13 protein-coding genes are annotated in these 16963 nt (G+C 74.5%); 11 read left to right on the top strand and 2 right to left on the bottom strand.

The window, feature by feature from the left end:
• Window positions 1-6 precede the first annotated feature (6 nt).
• The 7 genes from R2737_13570 to R2737_13540 all read left to right on the top strand — a co-directional run bounded on the left by R2737_13570 (window position 7) and on the right by R2737_13540 (window position 9319).
• The gene (locus R2737_13570) at window positions 7-1122 is read left to right on the top strand and encodes a GuaB3 family IMP dehydrogenase-related protein (GenBank protein MEZ5117290.1); all 1116 of its coding nucleotides are present in this window, start codon (window positions 7-9) and stop codon (window positions 1120-1122) included.
• Between the two features lie 69 nt (window positions 1123-1191).
• Entirely contained in the window at window positions 1192-2940 is a 1749-nt protein-coding gene (locus tag R2737_13565) for a glycerol-3-phosphate dehydrogenase/oxidase (GenBank protein MEZ5117289.1), read from the top strand.
• Between the two features lie 66 nt (window positions 2941-3006).
• Window positions 3007-4656, top strand: coding sequence for a succinic semialdehyde dehydrogenase (locus tag R2737_13560; protein ID MEZ5117288.1), 1650 nt, complete (start codon window positions 3007-3009; stop codon window positions 4654-4656).
• 46 nt (window positions 4657-4702) lie between these two features.
• Window positions 4703-6406: a GMC family oxidoreductase gene (locus R2737_13555; GenBank protein ID MEZ5117287.1), complete on the top strand. Its 1704-nt coding sequence runs from the start codon at window positions 4703-4705 to the stop codon at window positions 6404-6406.
• A 116-nt stretch (window positions 6407-6522) separates the two neighbouring features.
• Window positions 6523-6861 (top strand): CD225/dispanin family protein, encoded by a 339-nt coding sequence (locus R2737_13550; GenBank protein ID MEZ5117286.1) that lies wholly within the window; start codon window positions 6523-6525, stop codon window positions 6859-6861.
• 80 nt (window positions 6862-6941) lie between these two features.
• Window positions 6942-8510 (top strand): glutamine-hydrolyzing GMP synthase, encoded by a 1569-nt coding sequence (gene guaA, locus R2737_13545; GenBank protein MEZ5117285.1) that lies wholly within the window; start codon window positions 6942-6944, stop codon window positions 8508-8510.
• Complete coding sequence (locus R2737_13540; protein ID MEZ5117284.1) at window positions 8507-9319, top strand: metallophosphoesterase; 813 nt, start codon at window positions 8507-8509, stop codon at window positions 9317-9319. The genes guaA and R2737_13540 overlap by 4 nt, the downstream gene beginning before the upstream one ends.
• A gap of 16 nt (window positions 9320-9335) precedes the next feature.
• Here R2737_13540 and R2737_13535 read toward each other — a convergent pair whose 3' ends face one another.
• Window positions 9336-11336 carry a hypothetical protein gene (locus tag R2737_13535; GenBank protein MEZ5117283.1) on the bottom strand — a complete coding sequence of 667 codons (2001 nt, stop codon included), beginning with the start codon at window positions 11334-11336 and terminating at the stop codon, window positions 9336-9338.
• A 124-nt stretch (window positions 11337-11460) separates the two neighbouring features.
• Between R2737_13535 and R2737_13530 the strand changes: the two genes are divergently transcribed.
• A complete protein-coding gene (locus R2737_13530; GenBank protein MEZ5117282.1) occupies window positions 11461-12810 on the top strand; it encodes a diacylglycerol kinase family protein in 1350 nt (449 codons plus the stop codon).
• Here R2737_13530 and R2737_13525 read toward each other — a convergent pair.
• Window positions 12713-14299: a PspC domain-containing protein gene (locus R2737_13525; GenBank protein ID MEZ5117281.1), complete on the bottom strand. Its 1587-nt coding sequence runs from the start codon at window positions 14297-14299 to the stop codon at window positions 12713-12715. The two genes, R2737_13530 and R2737_13525, sit on opposite strands and share 98 nt — an antisense overlap.
• A gap of 142 nt (window positions 14300-14441) precedes the next feature.
• Here R2737_13525 and R2737_13520 point away from each other — a divergent pair, with 142 nt between their 5' ends.
• The 3 genes from R2737_13520 to R2737_13510 all read left to right on the top strand — a co-directional run bounded on the left by R2737_13520 (window position 14442) and on the right by R2737_13510 (window position 16939).
• Complete coding sequence (locus R2737_13520) at window positions 14442-15845, top strand: PspC domain-containing protein (protein MEZ5117280.1); 1404 nt, start codon at window positions 14442-14444, stop codon at window positions 15843-15845.
• Entirely contained in the window at window positions 15842-16474 is a 633-nt protein-coding gene (locus R2737_13515; GenBank protein MEZ5117279.1) for a response regulator transcription factor, read from the top strand. The genes R2737_13520 and R2737_13515 overlap by 4 nt, the downstream gene beginning before the upstream one ends.
• 114 nt (window positions 16475-16588) lie before the next feature.
• A complete protein-coding gene (locus tag R2737_13510) occupies window positions 16589-16939 on the top strand; it encodes a hypothetical protein (protein ID MEZ5117278.1) in 351 nt (116 codons plus the stop codon).
• The last annotated feature ends 24 nt before the right edge of the window (window positions 16940-16963 follow it).

Raw genomic sequence — 16963 nt, 5'->3', positions numbered from 1 at the left:
AGGCGCGTGAACGAGATCGAGATCGGCCGCGGCAAGCGCGGGCGCCAGGCGTACGCGTTCGACGACGTCGCGATCGCCCCGAGCCGGCGCACCCGCGACCCGCAGGAGGTGTCGACGACCTGGCGCATCGACGCCTACTCCTTCGACACCCCGATCGTCGCGGCCCCGATGGACTCCGTCATGTCGCCCGCGACCGCGATGGAGGTCGGCCGGCTCGGCGGCCTGGGGGTGCTCAACCTCGAGGGGCTGTGGACCCGGTACGAGGACCCCGAGCCGCTGCTGGCGGAGATCGCCGAACTGCCCGCCGACCGGGTGTTCCCGCGGATCCAGGAGATCTACTCCCAGCCGGTCGACCCGGACCTGATCGGTATGCGCGTCGCCGAGCTGCGAGCATCCGGCTCCACCGTGGCCGGCGCCATCTCACCCCAGCGCACGACCCAGCTCGCGCCGCACGTGGTGGCCGCAGGCGTCGACCTGCTGATGATCCGCGGCACGACGGTGAGCGCGGAACACGTGGCGTCCCAAGGTGAACCGCTGAACCTCAAGCGCTTCATCTACGACCTCGACATCCCCGTCATCGTCGGCGGGTGCGCGACCTACCAGGCCGCGCTGCACCTGATGCGCACCGGTGCGGCCGGCGTCCTGGTCGGCTTCGGCGGCGGCGCGGCGCACACCTCGCGCGACGTGCTCGGCGTCCGCGTGCCGATGGCGAGCGCGGTGGCCGACGTGGCCGCGGCGCGACGGGACTACCTCGACGAGTCCGGCGGACGCTACGTCCACGTCATCGCGGACGGGTCGATGGGTCGCAGCGGCGACATCGTGCGCGCGATCGCCTGCGGGGCCGACGCGGTCGTGGTCGGGTCGATCCTGGCCCGCGCCACCGAGGCGCCCGGCCGCGGCTACCACTGGGGCCCGGAGGCGGTGCACGCGGACCTGCCGCGCGGGGAGCGGGTCCACCTGGGCACGGTCGGGTCGCTGGAGCAGATCTTCCAGGGGCCCTCGCACACCGCCGACGGCACGATGAACATCGTCGGGGCGCTGCGCAAGGCCATGGCCACGACCGGATACTCCGACCTCAAGGAGTTCCAGCGGGTCGAGGTCGTCGTGTCCCCCTGGTCGTAGCCCGGCGGTCGCGGCCGATGCCCGGACCACGACGCGACGTCGGACCCCCGCCGGTCTAGCGTGAGGAGCGTGACCGTGGACGCTGAGGGCGACGCCCGCCCCGCCGCACCCCCGACGACGCCGAGGTACGAAGGCTCCGACCGGCTCGATCCCGCCGCCCGGACGGCCGCGGTGGCCCGGCTGCGGGGCACGTCGGTGCAGGAGCCCCTGGACGTACTGGTCATCGGCGGCGGCGTCGTCGGCGCCGGTGCCGCGCTGGACGCGGCCGCCCGCGGCCTGACCGTCGGCCTGGTCGAGATGCACGACCTGGCCGCCGGGACGTCGTCGCGGTCCTCCCGGCTGGCGCACGGCGGCCTGCGCTACCTCGAGCAGCGCGAGTTCGCGCTGGTGCACGAGGCGCTCACTGAGCGGGGCCTGCTGCTGGACCGGATCGCGCCGCACCTGGCCAAGCCGGTGCCCTTGCTCTTCCCGGTGACCCGGCGCGGCTGGGAGCGGCCGTACGTCGGGGCCGGCATCCACTTCTACGACATGCTGTCGCGCATCGGGGCCTACGGCGGTGCCATGCCGCGGCCGAAGACGCTGTCGAAGGTGCAGGCCCTCGGCCTGGCGCCGGACCTGCGCGAGGACGCCCTGGTAGGCGCGGTGCGCTTCTACGACGCGCAGATCGACGACGCGCGGCACACCGTGGCCGTGGCCCGCTCCGCGGCCGCCCGCGGGGCCGCCGTCGTCACCCGCACCAAGGTGGTCGGGCTGCTGCGCGAGGGCGAGCGGGTCGTGGGCGCGCTGCTGCACGACCACGAGACGGGGGAGACGTACGAGGTCCACGCCCGCGCGTTCGTCGGCGCGGCCGGGGTGTGGACCGACGCCGTCCGGTCGCTGCTGGGCGACCAGGGCACGGCGGAGGTCCGGCAGAGCAAGGGCGTGCACCTGGTGGTGCCGCGCCAGGCGTTCCGCTCGACCACCGCCCTGATGACCCGCACCCCGACCAGCGTGCTGTTCGTCCTGCCGTGGGGACGGCACTGGCTGATCGGGACCACCGACACCGACTGGGACGGCGACCTGGCCGAGCCGAGCGTCGACGTCGACGACGTGGAGTACCTGCTGGACCAGGCCAACCGGTGGATGGCCCGTCCGCTCACGCATGCCGACGTGATGGGGGTCTACGCCGGGCTTCGTCCGCTGCTCAACCTCGGGCCGGCCGACGGCGGTACCGCGACCCTGTCCCGCGAGCACGGCATCGTGCGCCCGGCGCCCGGCATCGTCCTGATCGCCGGCGGCAAGTACACGACGTACCGCGTCATGGCCGCCGACGTCGTCGACGCCGCGGTCAAGGAGCTCGCCGAGCTGGGGATGCACGGCATCCCGGAGTCGAGCACGGCGGACATCCCGCTCGTGGGCGCCGAGGGCTACGCCGAGATGTGGACGGGGCGGGCGGCCATCGCCGACGAGTCCGGGGTGGACGTGGCCTCGGTGGAGCACCTGCTGCGACGGCACGGCGACCGGACGCCGGACGTGCTCGACCTCATCGCCGACGACCCGTCGCTGGGGCTGCCCCTGCACCCGGACGAGGCGTACCTGCGGGCCGAGGTGGTCGTGGCCGCCACGCACGAGGGGGCCCGGGGGCTGTCCGACGTCCTGGTCCGCCGGCTGCGGGTCGCGCTGGAGACCCGGGACAGCGCGGTCACCGTCGCGCGCGACGCCGCCGAGCTGATGGCCCCGGTCCTCGGGTGGGACCACGACCGGGTGATGACCGAGATCGAGGCCTTCGCGGCCGGCCGGCCGCTGCTGCCGGCCGCCCGCGACCTCGACGAGGTCTGACCCCCTTCCGGTCCCGACTCTCCGGCACCCCTTCTCCGCGACGTTACCGGCGGGTAGCATCCGCGCATGCCGGTCCGGGCCCCCGCCGACCCCGACGCCACGGACGCCCCGACCGACCGGGGCGTGGTGCCCCCGCACGGGCAGACCGCGGCGGGACGGCCCGACGTCGGCCCGCCCCTGGACCCCGCGCTCGTCGCCCGCCTGCACTCCCGGCTGGTCGCGGCCCCGGAGGCCGACCGCGTCACCGTCCTGGCCCCCTTCACCGGCGAGCCCCTGCACCGGCTGCCGCAGTCGACCCCCGACGACGTCGCGCTGGCCTTCCGTGCCGCCGGCCGGGCGCAGCGGGAGTGGGCCGAGGTCCCGCCGGCCGCCCGCGGGCGCATCCTGCTGCGCTTCCACGACCTGCTGCTGCAGCGCCGCGACGAGGGGCTCGACGTCGTCCAGTGGGAGACCGGCAAGGCCCGGCGGGACGCCCTCGAGGAACTGCTGGACGTCTGCATCAACGCCCGGCACTACGCCCGCGACGGGGTTCGCCTGCTCCGCCCGCGCCGGCAGCGCGGTGCCCTCCCCGGTCTGGTCGGCGTCCGCGAGCTGCACCACCCCAAGGGGGTCGTCGGCGTCATCGCCCCGTGGAACTACCCGCTGACCCTCGCGGCCAGCGACGCGATCCCGGCCCTGATGGCCGGCAACGGCGTCGTCGTCAAGCCCGACAACCAGACCGCGCTCACCGCGTTGTGGGTCACCGACCTGATGGCCCAGGCCGGCATGCCGGAGTCGCTGGTCCAGGTGGTGGCCGGCGACGGCCCGGTGATCGGCCCGCAGGTGGTGGAGCACGCCGACTTCATCATGTTCACCGGCTCCACGCAGACCGGCCGCCAGGTCGCCCGCCGCTGCGGCGAGCGGCTGATCGGCTGCTCGCTGGAGCTCGGCGGCAAGAACGCGCTGCTGGTCCTGGCCGATGCGGACCTCGAGCGCGCCGCGGACGTGGCGACGCGCGCGGCCTTCGCCAACTCCGGCCAGCTGTGCATCTCGATGGAGCGGCTGTTCGTGCACGAGGCCGTGCGCGAGGAGTTCCTGGCCCGGTTCCTGCCGCGAGTGCACGCGATCCGACTGGCCGCCCGGGTCGGGTGGGGCGCCGACATGGGCTCGCTGATCTCGCAGCGCCAGCTGGACCGCGTACGCGGTCATGTGGACGACGCGGTCGCCAAGGGCGCGGAACTGCTCGCCGGCGGCCGACCGCGCCCCGACGTCGGCCCGTACTTCTTCGAGCCCACCGTCCTCGCGCACGTCACCGAGGCGATGGAGGCCTGCTCGGAGGAGACCTTCGGACCGGTGCTGTCGGTGCACGGCGTCGCCTCCGACGACGAGGCCGTCGCGCGCGCCAACGCCACCTCGTACGGACTCAACGCCGCCGTCATCACCCGCGACCTCGCGCACGGACGCCGGATCGCGGCGCGGCTGCGAGCCGGCACGGTGAACATCAACGAGGGCTACGCCGCGGCCTGGGGCAGCACCCGTGCCGGGATGGGCGGCATGGGTGACTCCGGCCTGGGCCGACGGCACGGGGACGAGGGACTGCTGAAGTACACCGAGTCGCAGACGGTCGCGACCCAGCGGCTGCTCGGCTTCGGGGCACCGCCGGGGTGGTCCGACCAGCGGTGGGGTGACACCCTGACGCGGGCGGTCGCGGCGATGAAGCGCATCGGGATGACGTAGGTCCGAGGGACACCAGGAACGACCGGAAGGCTCGGGAGGGCAACGCATGGCGCAGGGGTACGACTACGACGTGCTCGTGGTGGGTTCGGGGTTCGGCGGGTCGGTGACCGCGCTGCGGCTGACCGAGAAGGGCTACCGCGTCGGCGTGATCGAGGCTGGCCGGCGGTTCGACGAGGCCACCTACCCGAAGACCTCGTGGCGGGTCAGCCGCTTCGTCTGGGCGCCGAAGCTCGGCCTGACCGGGCTGCAGCGCATCCACGTCCTGCCCGACACGGTCGTGCTCGCCGGCGCCGGGGTCGGCGGCGGCTCGCTGGTGTACGCGAACACGCTGTACGTGCCCCCGAAGAAGTTCTTCGAGGACCCCCAGTGGCGCGACATCACCGACTGGGCGGACGAGTTGGCGCCGCACTACGACCAGGCCGCGCGGATGCTGGGCGTGGTCGAGAACCCGACCATGACGCCGTCGGACCTGGTGATGAAGTCGGTCGCCGACGACATGGGCGTGGGGCACACCTTCCGACTCACGCCGGTGGGCGTCTACTTCGGGGACGGCCCCGGCGTGACCCGGCCCGACCCGTTCTTCGGCGGTGTCGGCCCGGCCCGCACCGGCTGCATCCAGTGCGGCGAGTGCATGACCGGCTGCCGGCACAACGCGAAGAACACCCTGCCCAAGAACTACCTCGGCCTGGCCGAGCAGGCCGGCGCGGTCGTGCACCCGCTGACCACGGTCACCGCGGTGCGCCCGCGCGAGGGCGGCGGCTACGTCGTCGACACCGTGCGCACCGGGGCGTGGTCCAAGCGCCGGACCCGCACGCTCACCGCGGAGCACGTCGTGGTCGCCGCGGGCACCTACAACACCCAGCGGCTGCTGCACCGGATGAAGGACGAGGGCATCCTGCCCCGGCTGTCCAAGGCCCTGGGCCGGCTGTCGCGGACCAACTCCGAGTCCATCCTGGGCGCGGTGGCGCGTACTGCCGACCACGACTTCACCCGCGGGGTCGCGATCACGTCCAGCTTCCACGCCGACGAGAAGACCCACGTCGAGCCGGTGCGCTACGGCAAGGGCAGCAACCTGATGGGCCTGCTGCAGTCGGTGCTCACCGACGAGGAGCCCGGGGTCCCGCGCTGGCGCACCTGGCTGAAGACGTCGGCCCGCAACCCGCGCGACGCCGCCCGGATGCTGAACGTGCGCAAGTGGAGCGAGCGGGCCGTCATCTCGCTGGTCATGCAGCCGGTCGACAACTCCCTCAACGTGTCCGGCTCGCGCAAGGGCGGCTTCTGGCACCTGACCTCACGTCAGGGCGACGGCGAGCCGAACCCGACCTACATCCCGATCGCCAACGAGGTGGTCCGCCGGATCGCCGCGAAGATCGACGGCGTCCCCGGCGGCAACGTGGGTGACAACGTCAACGCTCCGATGACGGCGCACTTCGTCGGCGGCTGCGCGATCGGCGCGACGGAGGAGACCGGCGTCGTCGACGCCTACCACCGCGTGTACGGGCACCCGGGGCTGCACGTCGTCGACGGGGCCGCCATCTCGGCCAACCTCGGCGTCAACCCGTCGCTGACGATCACCGCGCAGGCGGAGCGGGCGATGTCGCTGTGGCCCAACAAGGGCGAGGAGGACCTCCGGCCGCCGCTGGGCTCGCGCTACGTCCGGGTGGAGCCGGTGGCGCCGAAGAACCCGGTCGTGCCCGACCACGCCCCGGGGGCGCTGCGGCTGCCGATCGCCGAGATCCGGCACGGCTGAGGACCTGGCGCCCAGTGATGGGTCGTTCGGCGGAGTGTCGAATGCCCCACACGACGGCGGGACTTCGCTAGCGTCATCCGCACCGCGCCCCCGCGCGCCCCACGACCGGAGGGACCATGTCGACCACACCCCCGCCCCCGCCTCCCGGCGGCTACGGCGCAGCACCGCCCCCGTACGGCCAGCCGATGGGGACGCCGCCGCCCAACTACCTGGTCTGGGCGATCCTGACCACCGTCTTCTGCTGTCTCCCGCTGGGCATCGTGTCGATCGTCTTCGCGGCCCAGGTCAACTCCAAGTGGGCCGTCGGCGACGTCGCCGGCGCGATGGACTCCTCGAACAAGGCCAAGCAGTTCGCGCTGTGGAGCGCGATCGCCGGCGTCGTGGTCGGGATCCTGTACGCGATCTCGATCGTGGCCCTCGGCCTCAGCATCCCGGGGATGACCAACACCAACTGATCCGGTGCACCTGACCGGGTCCGCCTGACCAGGTCCGCCCTCGGGTCGGGCCGCGTGGTGCCGCGGCTAGGCTGCGCGCCATGCGGTCCGACCTCGACCCCGTCCTCGTCGTCGACTTCGGCGCGCAGTACGCCCAGCTGATCGCGCGCCGGGTCCGTGAGGCGCAGGTCTACTCCGAGATCGTCCCGCACACGATGCCGGTCGCAGAGATGCTGGCGCGACGGCCGCGGGCCATCGTGCTGTCCGGCGGCCCCTCCAGCGTCTACGCAGAGGGTGCGCCGCAGGTCGACCCGGCGCTGCTGCGCACCGGCGTCCCCACGTTCGGCATCTGCTACGGCTTCCAGGCCATGGCCGCCGCCCTCGGCGGTGCCGTCGCCCACACCGGCGGCGGGGAGTACGGCGGGACCGAGCTCACGACCACCGGCGAGGGCGAGTTGTTCCACGGCACGCCGACGGACCAGTCGGTGTGGATGTCGCACGGCGACTCGGTGTCCTCCGCCCCGCCGGGGTTCCACGTGACCGCCTCGACGGCCGGCGCCCCGGTCGCGGCGTTCGAGGACGTGGACCTGCGGCTGGCCGGCGTGCAGTTCCACCCCGAGGTGATGCACACCCGGCACGGCCAGCAGGTGCTGGAGAACTTCCTGTACCGGATCGCCGGCATCGAGCCGGAGTGGACGACGGAGTCGATCGTCGCGGAGGCCGTCGCCGCGGTCCGGGAGACGGTGGGGGACAAGCGGGTTCTGTGCGGCCTGTCCGGCGGCGTGGACTCCGCGGTGGCCGCGGCCCTGGTGCAGCGCGCGGTGGGGGACCGGCTGACCTGCGTCTTCGTCGACCACGGGCTGCTGCGCAAGGGCGAGGCCGAGCAGGTCGAGCGGGACTTCGTCGCCGCCACCGGGGTGCGGCTGATGGTCGTCGATGCCGAGCAGCGGTTCCTCGACGCGCTCGCGGGCGTCACCGACCCCGAGGAGAAGCGGAAGATCATCGGCCGCGAGTTCATCCGGGTGTTCGAGGAGGCGGCCCGCGCGGTGGTCGCGGAGGCCGGCGAGCACGGGGAGGACGTCGAGTTCCTCGTCCAGGGCACGCTCTACCCGGACGTGGTGGAGTCCGGCGGGGGCACCGGGACCGCGAACATCAAGAGCCACCACAACGTGGGCGGCCTGCCGGACGACCTGCAGTTCACGCTGGTGGAGCCGCTGCGCACCCTGTTCAAGGACGAGGTGCGGCAGGTGGGCCTCGAGCTCGGGCTGCCCCCGGAGATCGTGTGGCGGCACCCGTTCCCCGGCCCCGGCCTGGCGATCCGCATCATCGGGGCCGTCGACCGCGACCGGCTGGACCTGCTGCGCGAGGCCGACGCGATCGCGCGGGAGGAGCTCACGGCCGCGGGACTGGACCGCGGCGTGTGGCAGTTCCCCGTCGTGCTGCTCGCGGACGTGCGCAGCGTCGGCGTGCAGGGGGACGGGCGCACGTACGGCCACCCGGTCGTCCTGCGCCCGGTGTCCAGCGAGGACGCCATGACGGCGGACTGGTCGCGGCTGCCGTACGACCTGCTCGCCCGCATCTCGACCCGCATCACCAACGAGGTGCGCGAGGTCAACCGGGTCGTCCTCGATGTCACGAGCAAGCCGCCGGGCACCATCGAGTGGGAGTGACCGGAGGTCGGGCCGGGCTGCGGATCGTCCACCTGTCCGACATCCACCTCGGGCGAGACGTGCAGGCGGTGGCCGACGCGCTGGTCGCCGAGGTCGGGCTGCTCGCACCGGACGTCGTCGTCGTATCGGGCGACCTCACCCAACGGGCGCGGACCGCGCAGTTCCGGGCGGCGGTCGCGTTCCTGGACCGGCTCCCGGGCGAGCGGCTGGTGGTGCCCGGCAACCACGACACCCCGCTGTACGCGGTGCACCAGCGCATGTTCCGTACGTTCGGCAAGTTCGAGCGCTACGTCGGCTCGCCGCTGAACCCGGTGGTGCGCGCCGACGGGGCGGTGCTGCTCGGGGTGACCACCATGCCGAGGTGGCGCTGGAAGGACGGCTACGCCTCGCGCAACGACGCCGCTCGGGTGCGTGGCACCCTCGGCTCGTCCCCCCCTGCCGACCTGCGGGTCCTGGTCACCCACCACCCGCTGGTGCACGGCTCGGGGGTCAGCGTGATCGGCCGCGACCGGATCCTGCAGGCGGTGGCCGACTCACGGGTCGACGTCCTGCTGTCCGGGCACACGCACGAGCCGGTGGTCGACCGCGTCGAGCTCAAGGCCGGCGATGGCCGGCGCTGGCCGGTGCTGTCGGTGGTCACCGGCACGGCCCTCAGCGACCGGGTCCGGGGGGAGGAGCCCAACGCGTTCCACGTGCTCGACGCCGACGACGTGGAGGTGTCGGTGTCCACCCGGCGCTGGGATCCGGCGGACGACGGGTGGACCGCCCGTGACGAGGGGACGTTCCCCCGCCAGGCCCGGGACGCCTGATCCGCCGCTGCCCGCGCTACCGCTCGCAGCCGGAGTCGGTCCCGGTGAGCTGCAGCGGGTTGTCCCAGGACTTGGAGGCGCCGCCGGCCTGCCCGGCGCCGCTCATGTCGATGGTGCCCGCCGTCCCGTCGGCGTCGACGGACACGGTGTAGCGACCCGAGCCGCTGATCGAGATCCCGCCGCCACCGCCGGTGTAGGACCACGAGCCCGCCTCGCGCGACGTCGGTGAGAACCGCAGGTTCACGGTGACGCCCTTGCCCGCGCCGCGCGCCGAGAACGGCTTGCTCAGGTCGCAGACCAGGCCGGTGAACGACACGCCCTCCTCGGTCCCGGAGATGCGGTACTGGTCCGGCTGCCAGTCGGTCATCGGCCACACCTGCTCGCCGAGGTCCCAGTGGAACGTCTTGGCGATGTCCAGCACCAGGGCCAGCGCGGAGAACGGCGTGGGGGCCGCGGCGAAGGACAGCCCGTCGAACGCCGCGTTGAACAGCGAGTTGCCGTCGACCGGCTCCGGGGTGGCCTCGACGGACAGCGTGTACTCCTTCTGCACCTGCGGCGTGTCCTCCGGCAGCTCCTTCTTCTGCGCCTTTCCGAGGATGCTCACCGGCACGCTGCCGTCCGGCCCGGTGTCCTGCTTGAGCTGGTTCATGTCCGCGAACAGCACCCGCTCGCCGAACCCGTCCTCCCCGGTGATGACGACCTCGACGCCGCTGACCGGGCCCTCGGGCGGGAAGTTGAACGAGATCCCCGCGGCGTTGAGCAGGAAGCTGAGCGCGCACAACGTCTTGTCGTTGCCGTCCGGGAGGTGGCCGGGGTCCATCGCCAGGTCGATGCGGTTGTCGACGCGCTCCCCGTTCGTCGTGGTCCGGGTCCGCAGCAGGTTCTCCGCCGAGCCGCCGGAGATGGTGAACGACGCGTACTGCATGAGGATCGACGCGACCGTCGCCACGGCGTTGACACGCTGCGCGAACTTCTCGAACTTGCCCAGCTGCGCGTCGGACACGATGTGCGGGTTCAGCTCCTGGATCGCCTTGATCACGCCCTTGACGTTGAGCCCGGGCAGGTTCGCGCCCCCGAACACCTTGCCGGTCAGCCAGTTGGTGACGTACGTCGTCTGCTCCGAGCCCCACATCTGCGAGCACGGGGTGGCGGCCGGTGCCTGGGTGCGGATCGCCGCCAGGGGGCGGGACGCGGCGGACTCCACGTGCACGCCGACGGCGGTCCCGCGGCCGCCGTCCGGCCCCGTGTCGGCCGAGGCGAGCAGGTCGCGCAGCGTGATCCACGACAGCAGGTGGACGGTCGCCTGGTCCAGCCAGGCGCGCTGCAGGTCGACGTCTGGCGCCAGCAGGCTGGTGGGCGTGCCGGCCTGGCGTGCCTTGGCATCGAGGAAGGCGGCGGTGAAGCGTGCGTCCGGGTCGTCGGAGGTGGCGGCGGCCCTCAGGTCGGCCAGCAGCCCCCGCGCCGCCGCCTCCTCCTCCCCGGTCGTCGGCGGACGGTCCTCCGGGGAGATCAGGACGGCCAGCGCGTCGGTGAGGCGGACCCCCTGCACGGGCTGCGCGGCGGTGAGCATCCAGACCTCCCACCAGCCCGGGCCCACCGGGTCGCCCTCGGTCCCGACCACGGCGGTGCCGTCGGCGGCCAGGACCGGGACGCCGGCGTACGCGTAGGCGCGCAGCCAGGCCTGCTCCGCCCGTGCGGCGCCGGGAGCCGTCTGCTGGGCCAGCGTGGCGGCCAGCTCGGCCGGGCGGGCGAACGGCGGAAGCCCCACGGTGGGCGCCGGCGGTACGTCGGGGGCACTGACGGACCCCGGGCCGACCGGCGTGCCGCCGCGGGACGTCGAGCCGGCGGAGCCGGTCGCCTCGGCGGAGGCGGAGCCGGTCGCGGCGAACCCGCCGCCCCCGGTCGCCGCGGACGAGGCCGACGCGGCGGGCACGGGGTCGCCCGTGCAGGCGGCGGTCAGCAGGGCGGTGAGGAGGAGCGGGGCGAGCAGGGCGCGTCCCCCGAACGGCCGGGTCATGGCCGGAGGCTAGGGCTGCCACGGGCCGGTCCGGAGTGCCGTTGGTCCCTGCGGGTGATCGGGCGCGGGGGCCGGGGGTACCGTCGGCGCGGCCCCACCCGAGGGCCCGCTGTCGGAGGTCGTGATGAACCCGTTCCTGCTCGTCAACTCCGGGTCGGGGGGCGGGAAGGCCCAGGACGCGATCCTCGCGGTGGCCCGTGAGCGCGGCATCCGGCACCACGTGGTCGCACCGGGCGAGCGGTTCGCGCCGGTGCTGGACGCGGCGGTGAGCGACGGCGCGGACCTGCTGCTGGCGGCCGGAGGCGACGGCACCCTGTGCGCCGTCGCGAACGTGGCCATGGCCGCGGACCTGCCGATGGTCGTGGTCCCCGCGGGGACCCGCAACCACTTCGCGCTCGACCTCGGCCTGGACCTGGAGGACCCGGCGGGGGTGCTGGCCGCGTCGCTGGACCACGAGTACGAGCGGCACGTCGACGTCGGCGCCGTGAACGGGTCCACGTTCCTCAACAACGTCTCGCTGGGCGTGTACGCCAGCGCCGTGTCGAAGCCGGACTACCGCGACCACAAGGTCTCCGCACTGGTCGGGGCGGCGGCGCAGGCGCTGGAGCACGCGCCGGACCGGTCGTCGAAGCTGACGCTCTCCGCGCCGTCCGTGGCGGTCGTGCCCGGCGCCACGGCCGGTGCGCTGATGGTCGTCAACAACGCGTACGCGACCACGTTCGCCCCGGGGGAGCGGCTGCGGCCACGGCTGGACTCGGGGGAGGTGTGGGTCTACGTCGGCGGGGCGGGCATCGGCGCGGAGTCCGGGCTGCTCACCCGGATGTGGGACCTGGCCCGGACGGCGGTCACGCAGTCGATGCTCGCGGCGGCGTTCGGCGCGCCCGAGGTGGTCATCGACTGCGACCCCGCCGACGTCCCGGTGGCGGTCGACGGCGAGCACCGGCCGGACCTCAGCGGTCCGCTTGCGGTTCGAGAGCCGGCCGGGGGCGTTGCGGCTGCGGGTCCCGGAGGATCCCGGCCCGGTCACCCTGCCGGTCACGTTGGTCTGGTAGTGCGGTACGACGACGGCGGCCGGTCCCTCGAGGGGACCGGCCGCCGTCGTGCGGAGCGGTGCGCCGGCTCAGTCCTCGGCCGACGCGCCCGACGTGGCGGTGGTCGCCGCATCGTCGGTCGAGGCCGACTCGGCCAGCGCGGCGCGGCGCTGGGCCCGGCTGGAGGCGGCGATCGAGCCAGCGAGGCCGGCCAGGCCGAGGCCCACCAGGGTCAGCGGGAACCACAGCCGCGGGTCCAGCCGTACGTCGGTGTAGGCGCCCACCACGTAGGCCACCGACAGGGCGAGGAACAGCAGTCCGGCGATGAGCGAGGTCAGGCTGAGGTCATGACGCTGCACGACGCACCTCCAGGTTGCCGAGGCCGACCTGCAGGTCGAGCTCGAGGGTGCCGGCGGACGTGCCGCCGAGCGGGGACAGGGTGAGGGTCTGGTCGACGTTGCTGCCCGAGGTGGTCTCGCGCGCTCCGGGCACGGAGGTCGGCAGGGACAGCTCGCCCAGGCCGACCTCGGCGGAGATCACCACGGTGGCGTCGGAGGGGATGACGACGACGAGCTGGCCGGTGCCGACCTCGGCACTGACCTCGACCGGCTCGGCCGCGTCGGCGAGTTCGCCGGTGGTCGCGTCTCCGGTGGTCGCGTCTCCGGTGGCCGCGTCGTCGGGGACCGTGGTCCCGGGTGACGCGGCGGGGGCCTCCCCGCTCAGGTCGAGCGCGGTGAGGTCGAGACGGGCGTCTCCGATGCCGAGCGCGAACCCGGCCTCGGCCTCGGCCACGGTGAGCGGCCGCCAGGACCGCTCGCCGACGCCTGCCTTCCACGTGTCGCTCACGTTCGCGGGGACGAGGGACGCGATCTGGGTGACCAGCAGCAGCGGCAGCGCGATCGCGATCAGCCACAGGGCGCGGCCGGCGAAGGCTCCGACCACCAGGCCGAGCCCGAGGATGCCGAGCGGGACCGCGAGGACCACGACGGCGGGGATGTCCGCCGCGCCGGTGACGGCGAGCGCACCGAGGATGCCGGCGGCGATGACCGCGAGGCTCAGCGTGATGGCGCCCAGGTAGGACGGCGGGCGCCGGGGAGCCGGCGGCGCGGGCGGTACCGGCGCCGGGGTGGGCGGCGGTCCGTAGCCGCCGTAGCCGCCGTAGCCGGGGTAGCCCGGGGAGGCGTACGCGCCCGCCGGGGGCACGGTCGAGCCGGGGCTGCCGGCGGGGGGTGCGGTCGGGCCCGCTGCGGGCGGGCTGGTGGTCGGGGCGGTCACGGTGCTCTCCGTTCCGGCAGGGGTGGTCGGGTCAGCGGCGGCCGGTCCGGACGGACCGGTGGGGGCGTACGGGGCGTACGACGGGGTCGGGGCGTACGGCGGGGTCGGGGCGTAGGGCGGGGTCGGGGCGTACGGCGGGGTCGGGGCGGGGCCGGCGGCGCGGTCGCGGCGCACCAGCCACACCACCAGGGCGATCACGACGACGACGCCGATCGGGCCGGTGAGGTTGACGCCCCACCACGGCCACCAGCCCCAGCCGTCGGACAGCGCGCCGGCCAGCAGGCCGAGCCCGACCAGGATCACCAGGACGGTGCCGACGATGACCAGGGTCGTGCGCACCGGGGAGCCGGGCTCGCGCGCCTCGGAGACGAGGGCCGCGCCCTCGCTGGTGTCGCTGCCCTCGACCGGGATCAGCAGCCAGCCGGCGAGGTAGAGCAGCAGGCCGAACCCGCCGAACAGGGTGAACACCACGACCAGCACGCGCAGCACCACCGGGTCCAGGCCCAGACTGCGGGCGGTCCCGGCGCAGACACCGGCGACGACGCGGTCGTCCCGGCTGCGGCGCAGCGGGGGCCGCGGCGGCGCGGGGGAGGCGTACGGAGGGGTGGGGTAGGGGGGCGCCCCGTACCCGGGAGTGGTGGAGTCGTTCTGCGTCATGGCCCCAGCGTCGCGCTCGCCGCGCGCCGGCACATCGGGGACGCACCCTGGTCCGACCCTGAGATCGGGGGTCGGGGGTCAGGGTCGGTCTCGGGGTGGTTCCCGGACGACGGGGAGGGGCGTGGCGGGGGATCATGCGGGGGTGAGCAGCCCGCCGTCCCCGCCCGCGCCGGGTGCCGACTGGCCGCGGACCGCCGTGGGTACGCCGAGGGTGTTCCGTGCGACCCGCGGCCGCCTGGTGGCCGGGGTGGCCCGGGGCCTGGCGGTGCACCTGCGCTGGCCGGTCTGGCTGGTGCGGGTGCTGTTCGTGCTGCTGGCGCTGTCCGGCGGGGCCGGGATCGTGCTGTACGCCGTCTACTGGGCGGTGATCCCGCTGGCGCCCGAGCCTCTGCGCGCCACCGTGTCCGGGCGTGAACCCCAGGTCGCGGTACCCGGGAGCGGGGCGACCGCCGAGGTGCCCGAGGCCGGAGCGGAGCCCGCGGAGGAGGACCAAGGGCGCGACCTGGGCCGGCTGCTGGCACTGGCCGCGCTGCTCGTCGGCGTCCTGCTGCTGCTCCCGCTGCTGGGCGTCGACATCGCCACCTCCCTGGTCCTGCCGCTCGCCCTCGCCGGGGTCGGCGCGGCGCTGGTGTGGCGGCAGGCCGACGACGTGCAGCGCGACCGGTGGCGCACGTCCGCCGCGGGCGCGGCCACCGACGCGGCCCGTACGACGGCCCGCGCGGGCTGGTGGCGGGCCGCGGCCGGCGTGGTCCTCGTGGTGGCCGGGCTGCTGGCCCTGCTGGCCGGGCGCACCGGCCTGGGCGAGGCCATGCGGGGGCTGGCGGCCGGTCTGGTGCTGATGCTGGGGGTCGGCGTCGTGGCGTTCCCGTGGCTGTACCGGCAGGGCCGCGAGCTGGCCGACGAGCGCCGGGCCCGGATCCGCTCGGAGGAGCGCGCGGAGGTCGCCGCGCACGTGCACGACTCTGTACTGCAGACGCTGACCCTGATCCAGCGGCACGTCGACGATCCGGACACCGTCGCCCGGCTGGCCCGGCGGGAGGAGCGCGCGCTGCGCTCGTGGCTGTACGCGCCGATCGGCGACCCGGCCCGCACTCTCGCTGCGGCGCTGCAGCGGGAGGCGGCCGACGTCGAGACGGCGTACGCGGCGACGATCGAGGTGGTGACCGTCGGCGACGCGCCGCTCGACCCGGGGACGGGAGCGCTGGTCGCTGCCGCGCGGGAGGCGATGGTGAACGCGGCCAAGCACGGCGGCGGCGCGGCCTCGGTCTACGCGGAGGCCTCCGACGACGCGGTGGAGGTGTTCGTCCGGGACCGCGGCCCGGGGTTCGACCCCGGGACCGTGCCCGACGACCGGCTCGGCGTGCGCGAGTCGATCCTGGGCCGGATGGAGCGCAACGGCGGGCGGGCCGTGGTCCGCTCCGGGGCGGGCGGGGTCGGGACCGAGGTGTCGCTGTGGATGCCTCGGACTCGGGATCTCGGCGTCCGGCCCGACGAGGCCGCCCAGCAGCCGCAGGACGTTCGCGGGACGCGGGAGGATGGGGCATGACCTTGCGGGTGGTGCTGGTCGACGACCACGCGATGGTGCGTGCCGGGGTGCGGTCCGAGCTCGGCGACGGCTTCGAGGTCGTCGGGGAGGCGGGCGACGTGGCCGAGGCCGTGCAGGTGATCACCCGCACGCGGCCGGACGTGGTGCTGCTGGACGTGCACCTGCCCGGCGGCGACGGGCGCGCCGTGCTGGACGCGTGCGTCCCGGTCGTGCCGGACACCCGGTTCCTCGCGCTGAGTGTGAGCGACGCCGCCGAGGACGTGATCGGGGTCGTGCGCGGCGGGGCCCGCGGCTACGTCACCAAGGCGATCACCGGCCCGGAGCTGCGGGAGGCCGTCCAGAAGGTCGCGGAGGGGGACGCGGTGTTCTCGCCGCGGCTGGCCGGCTTCGTGCTGGACGCGTTCGCCGGCGGTCCGGCGGAGACCGACGAGGAGCTGGACCGGCTCACCCCGCGCGAGCGGGACGTGATGCGGCTGATCGCCCGCGGCTACACCTACCGCGAGGTCGCCAAGGAGCTGGTGCTGTCCGTGAAGACGGTCGAGACCCACGTGTCCGCCGTGCTCCGGAAGCTGCAGGTGTCGGACCGCTACGAGCTGGCCCGCTGGGCGAAGGCCCGCCGGCTGGTGTGACGGCCCGTACGGCGGCCCGGTGTGACGGCCCCCACGCCGCTGCCTACTGCAGTCGGCCGGCGGCGTCGGGCCGCATAGGGTGCGGGGGCCGTACCCGCCCGCGGAGGAGTCCCGATGGAGTTCGTCTACAACCTGGTCCTCGTCCTGCACTTCCTCGGCCTCGCCTCGCTGATCGGCGGGTTCCTGGTGCAGATGTCGGCGGAGGACAAGGGCGTCAACCCGGCGATGCTGCACGGCGCGCTGACGCAGCTGGTGACCGGGCTGATCATGGTCGGGATGGCCGAGACGGACCTCGTGGACGAGGACCTCGACATGGCCAAGATCGGCACCAAGCTGGCCATCGCGGCGGTCGTGGTCGTGCTCGCGTTCGTCGGCCGGCGCCGGCAGCCCCCGCAGGTCGGCCTGTGGGCCGCGATCGGCCTGCTCGGGATCGCCAACGTGGTGATCGCCGTCCTCTGGCACTGACCCCCGCAGCACCGACCCTGGTGG

It is taken from the genome of Candidatus Nanopelagicales bacterium (genome assembly GCA_041393815.1).
Lineage (GTDB): Bacteria > Actinomycetota > Actinomycetes > S36-B12 > JAWKJK01 > JAWKJK01.
The sequence above is the reverse complement of the archived record's forward strand: the minus strand, read 5'-3'. Positions and strand labels throughout refer to the sequence as shown.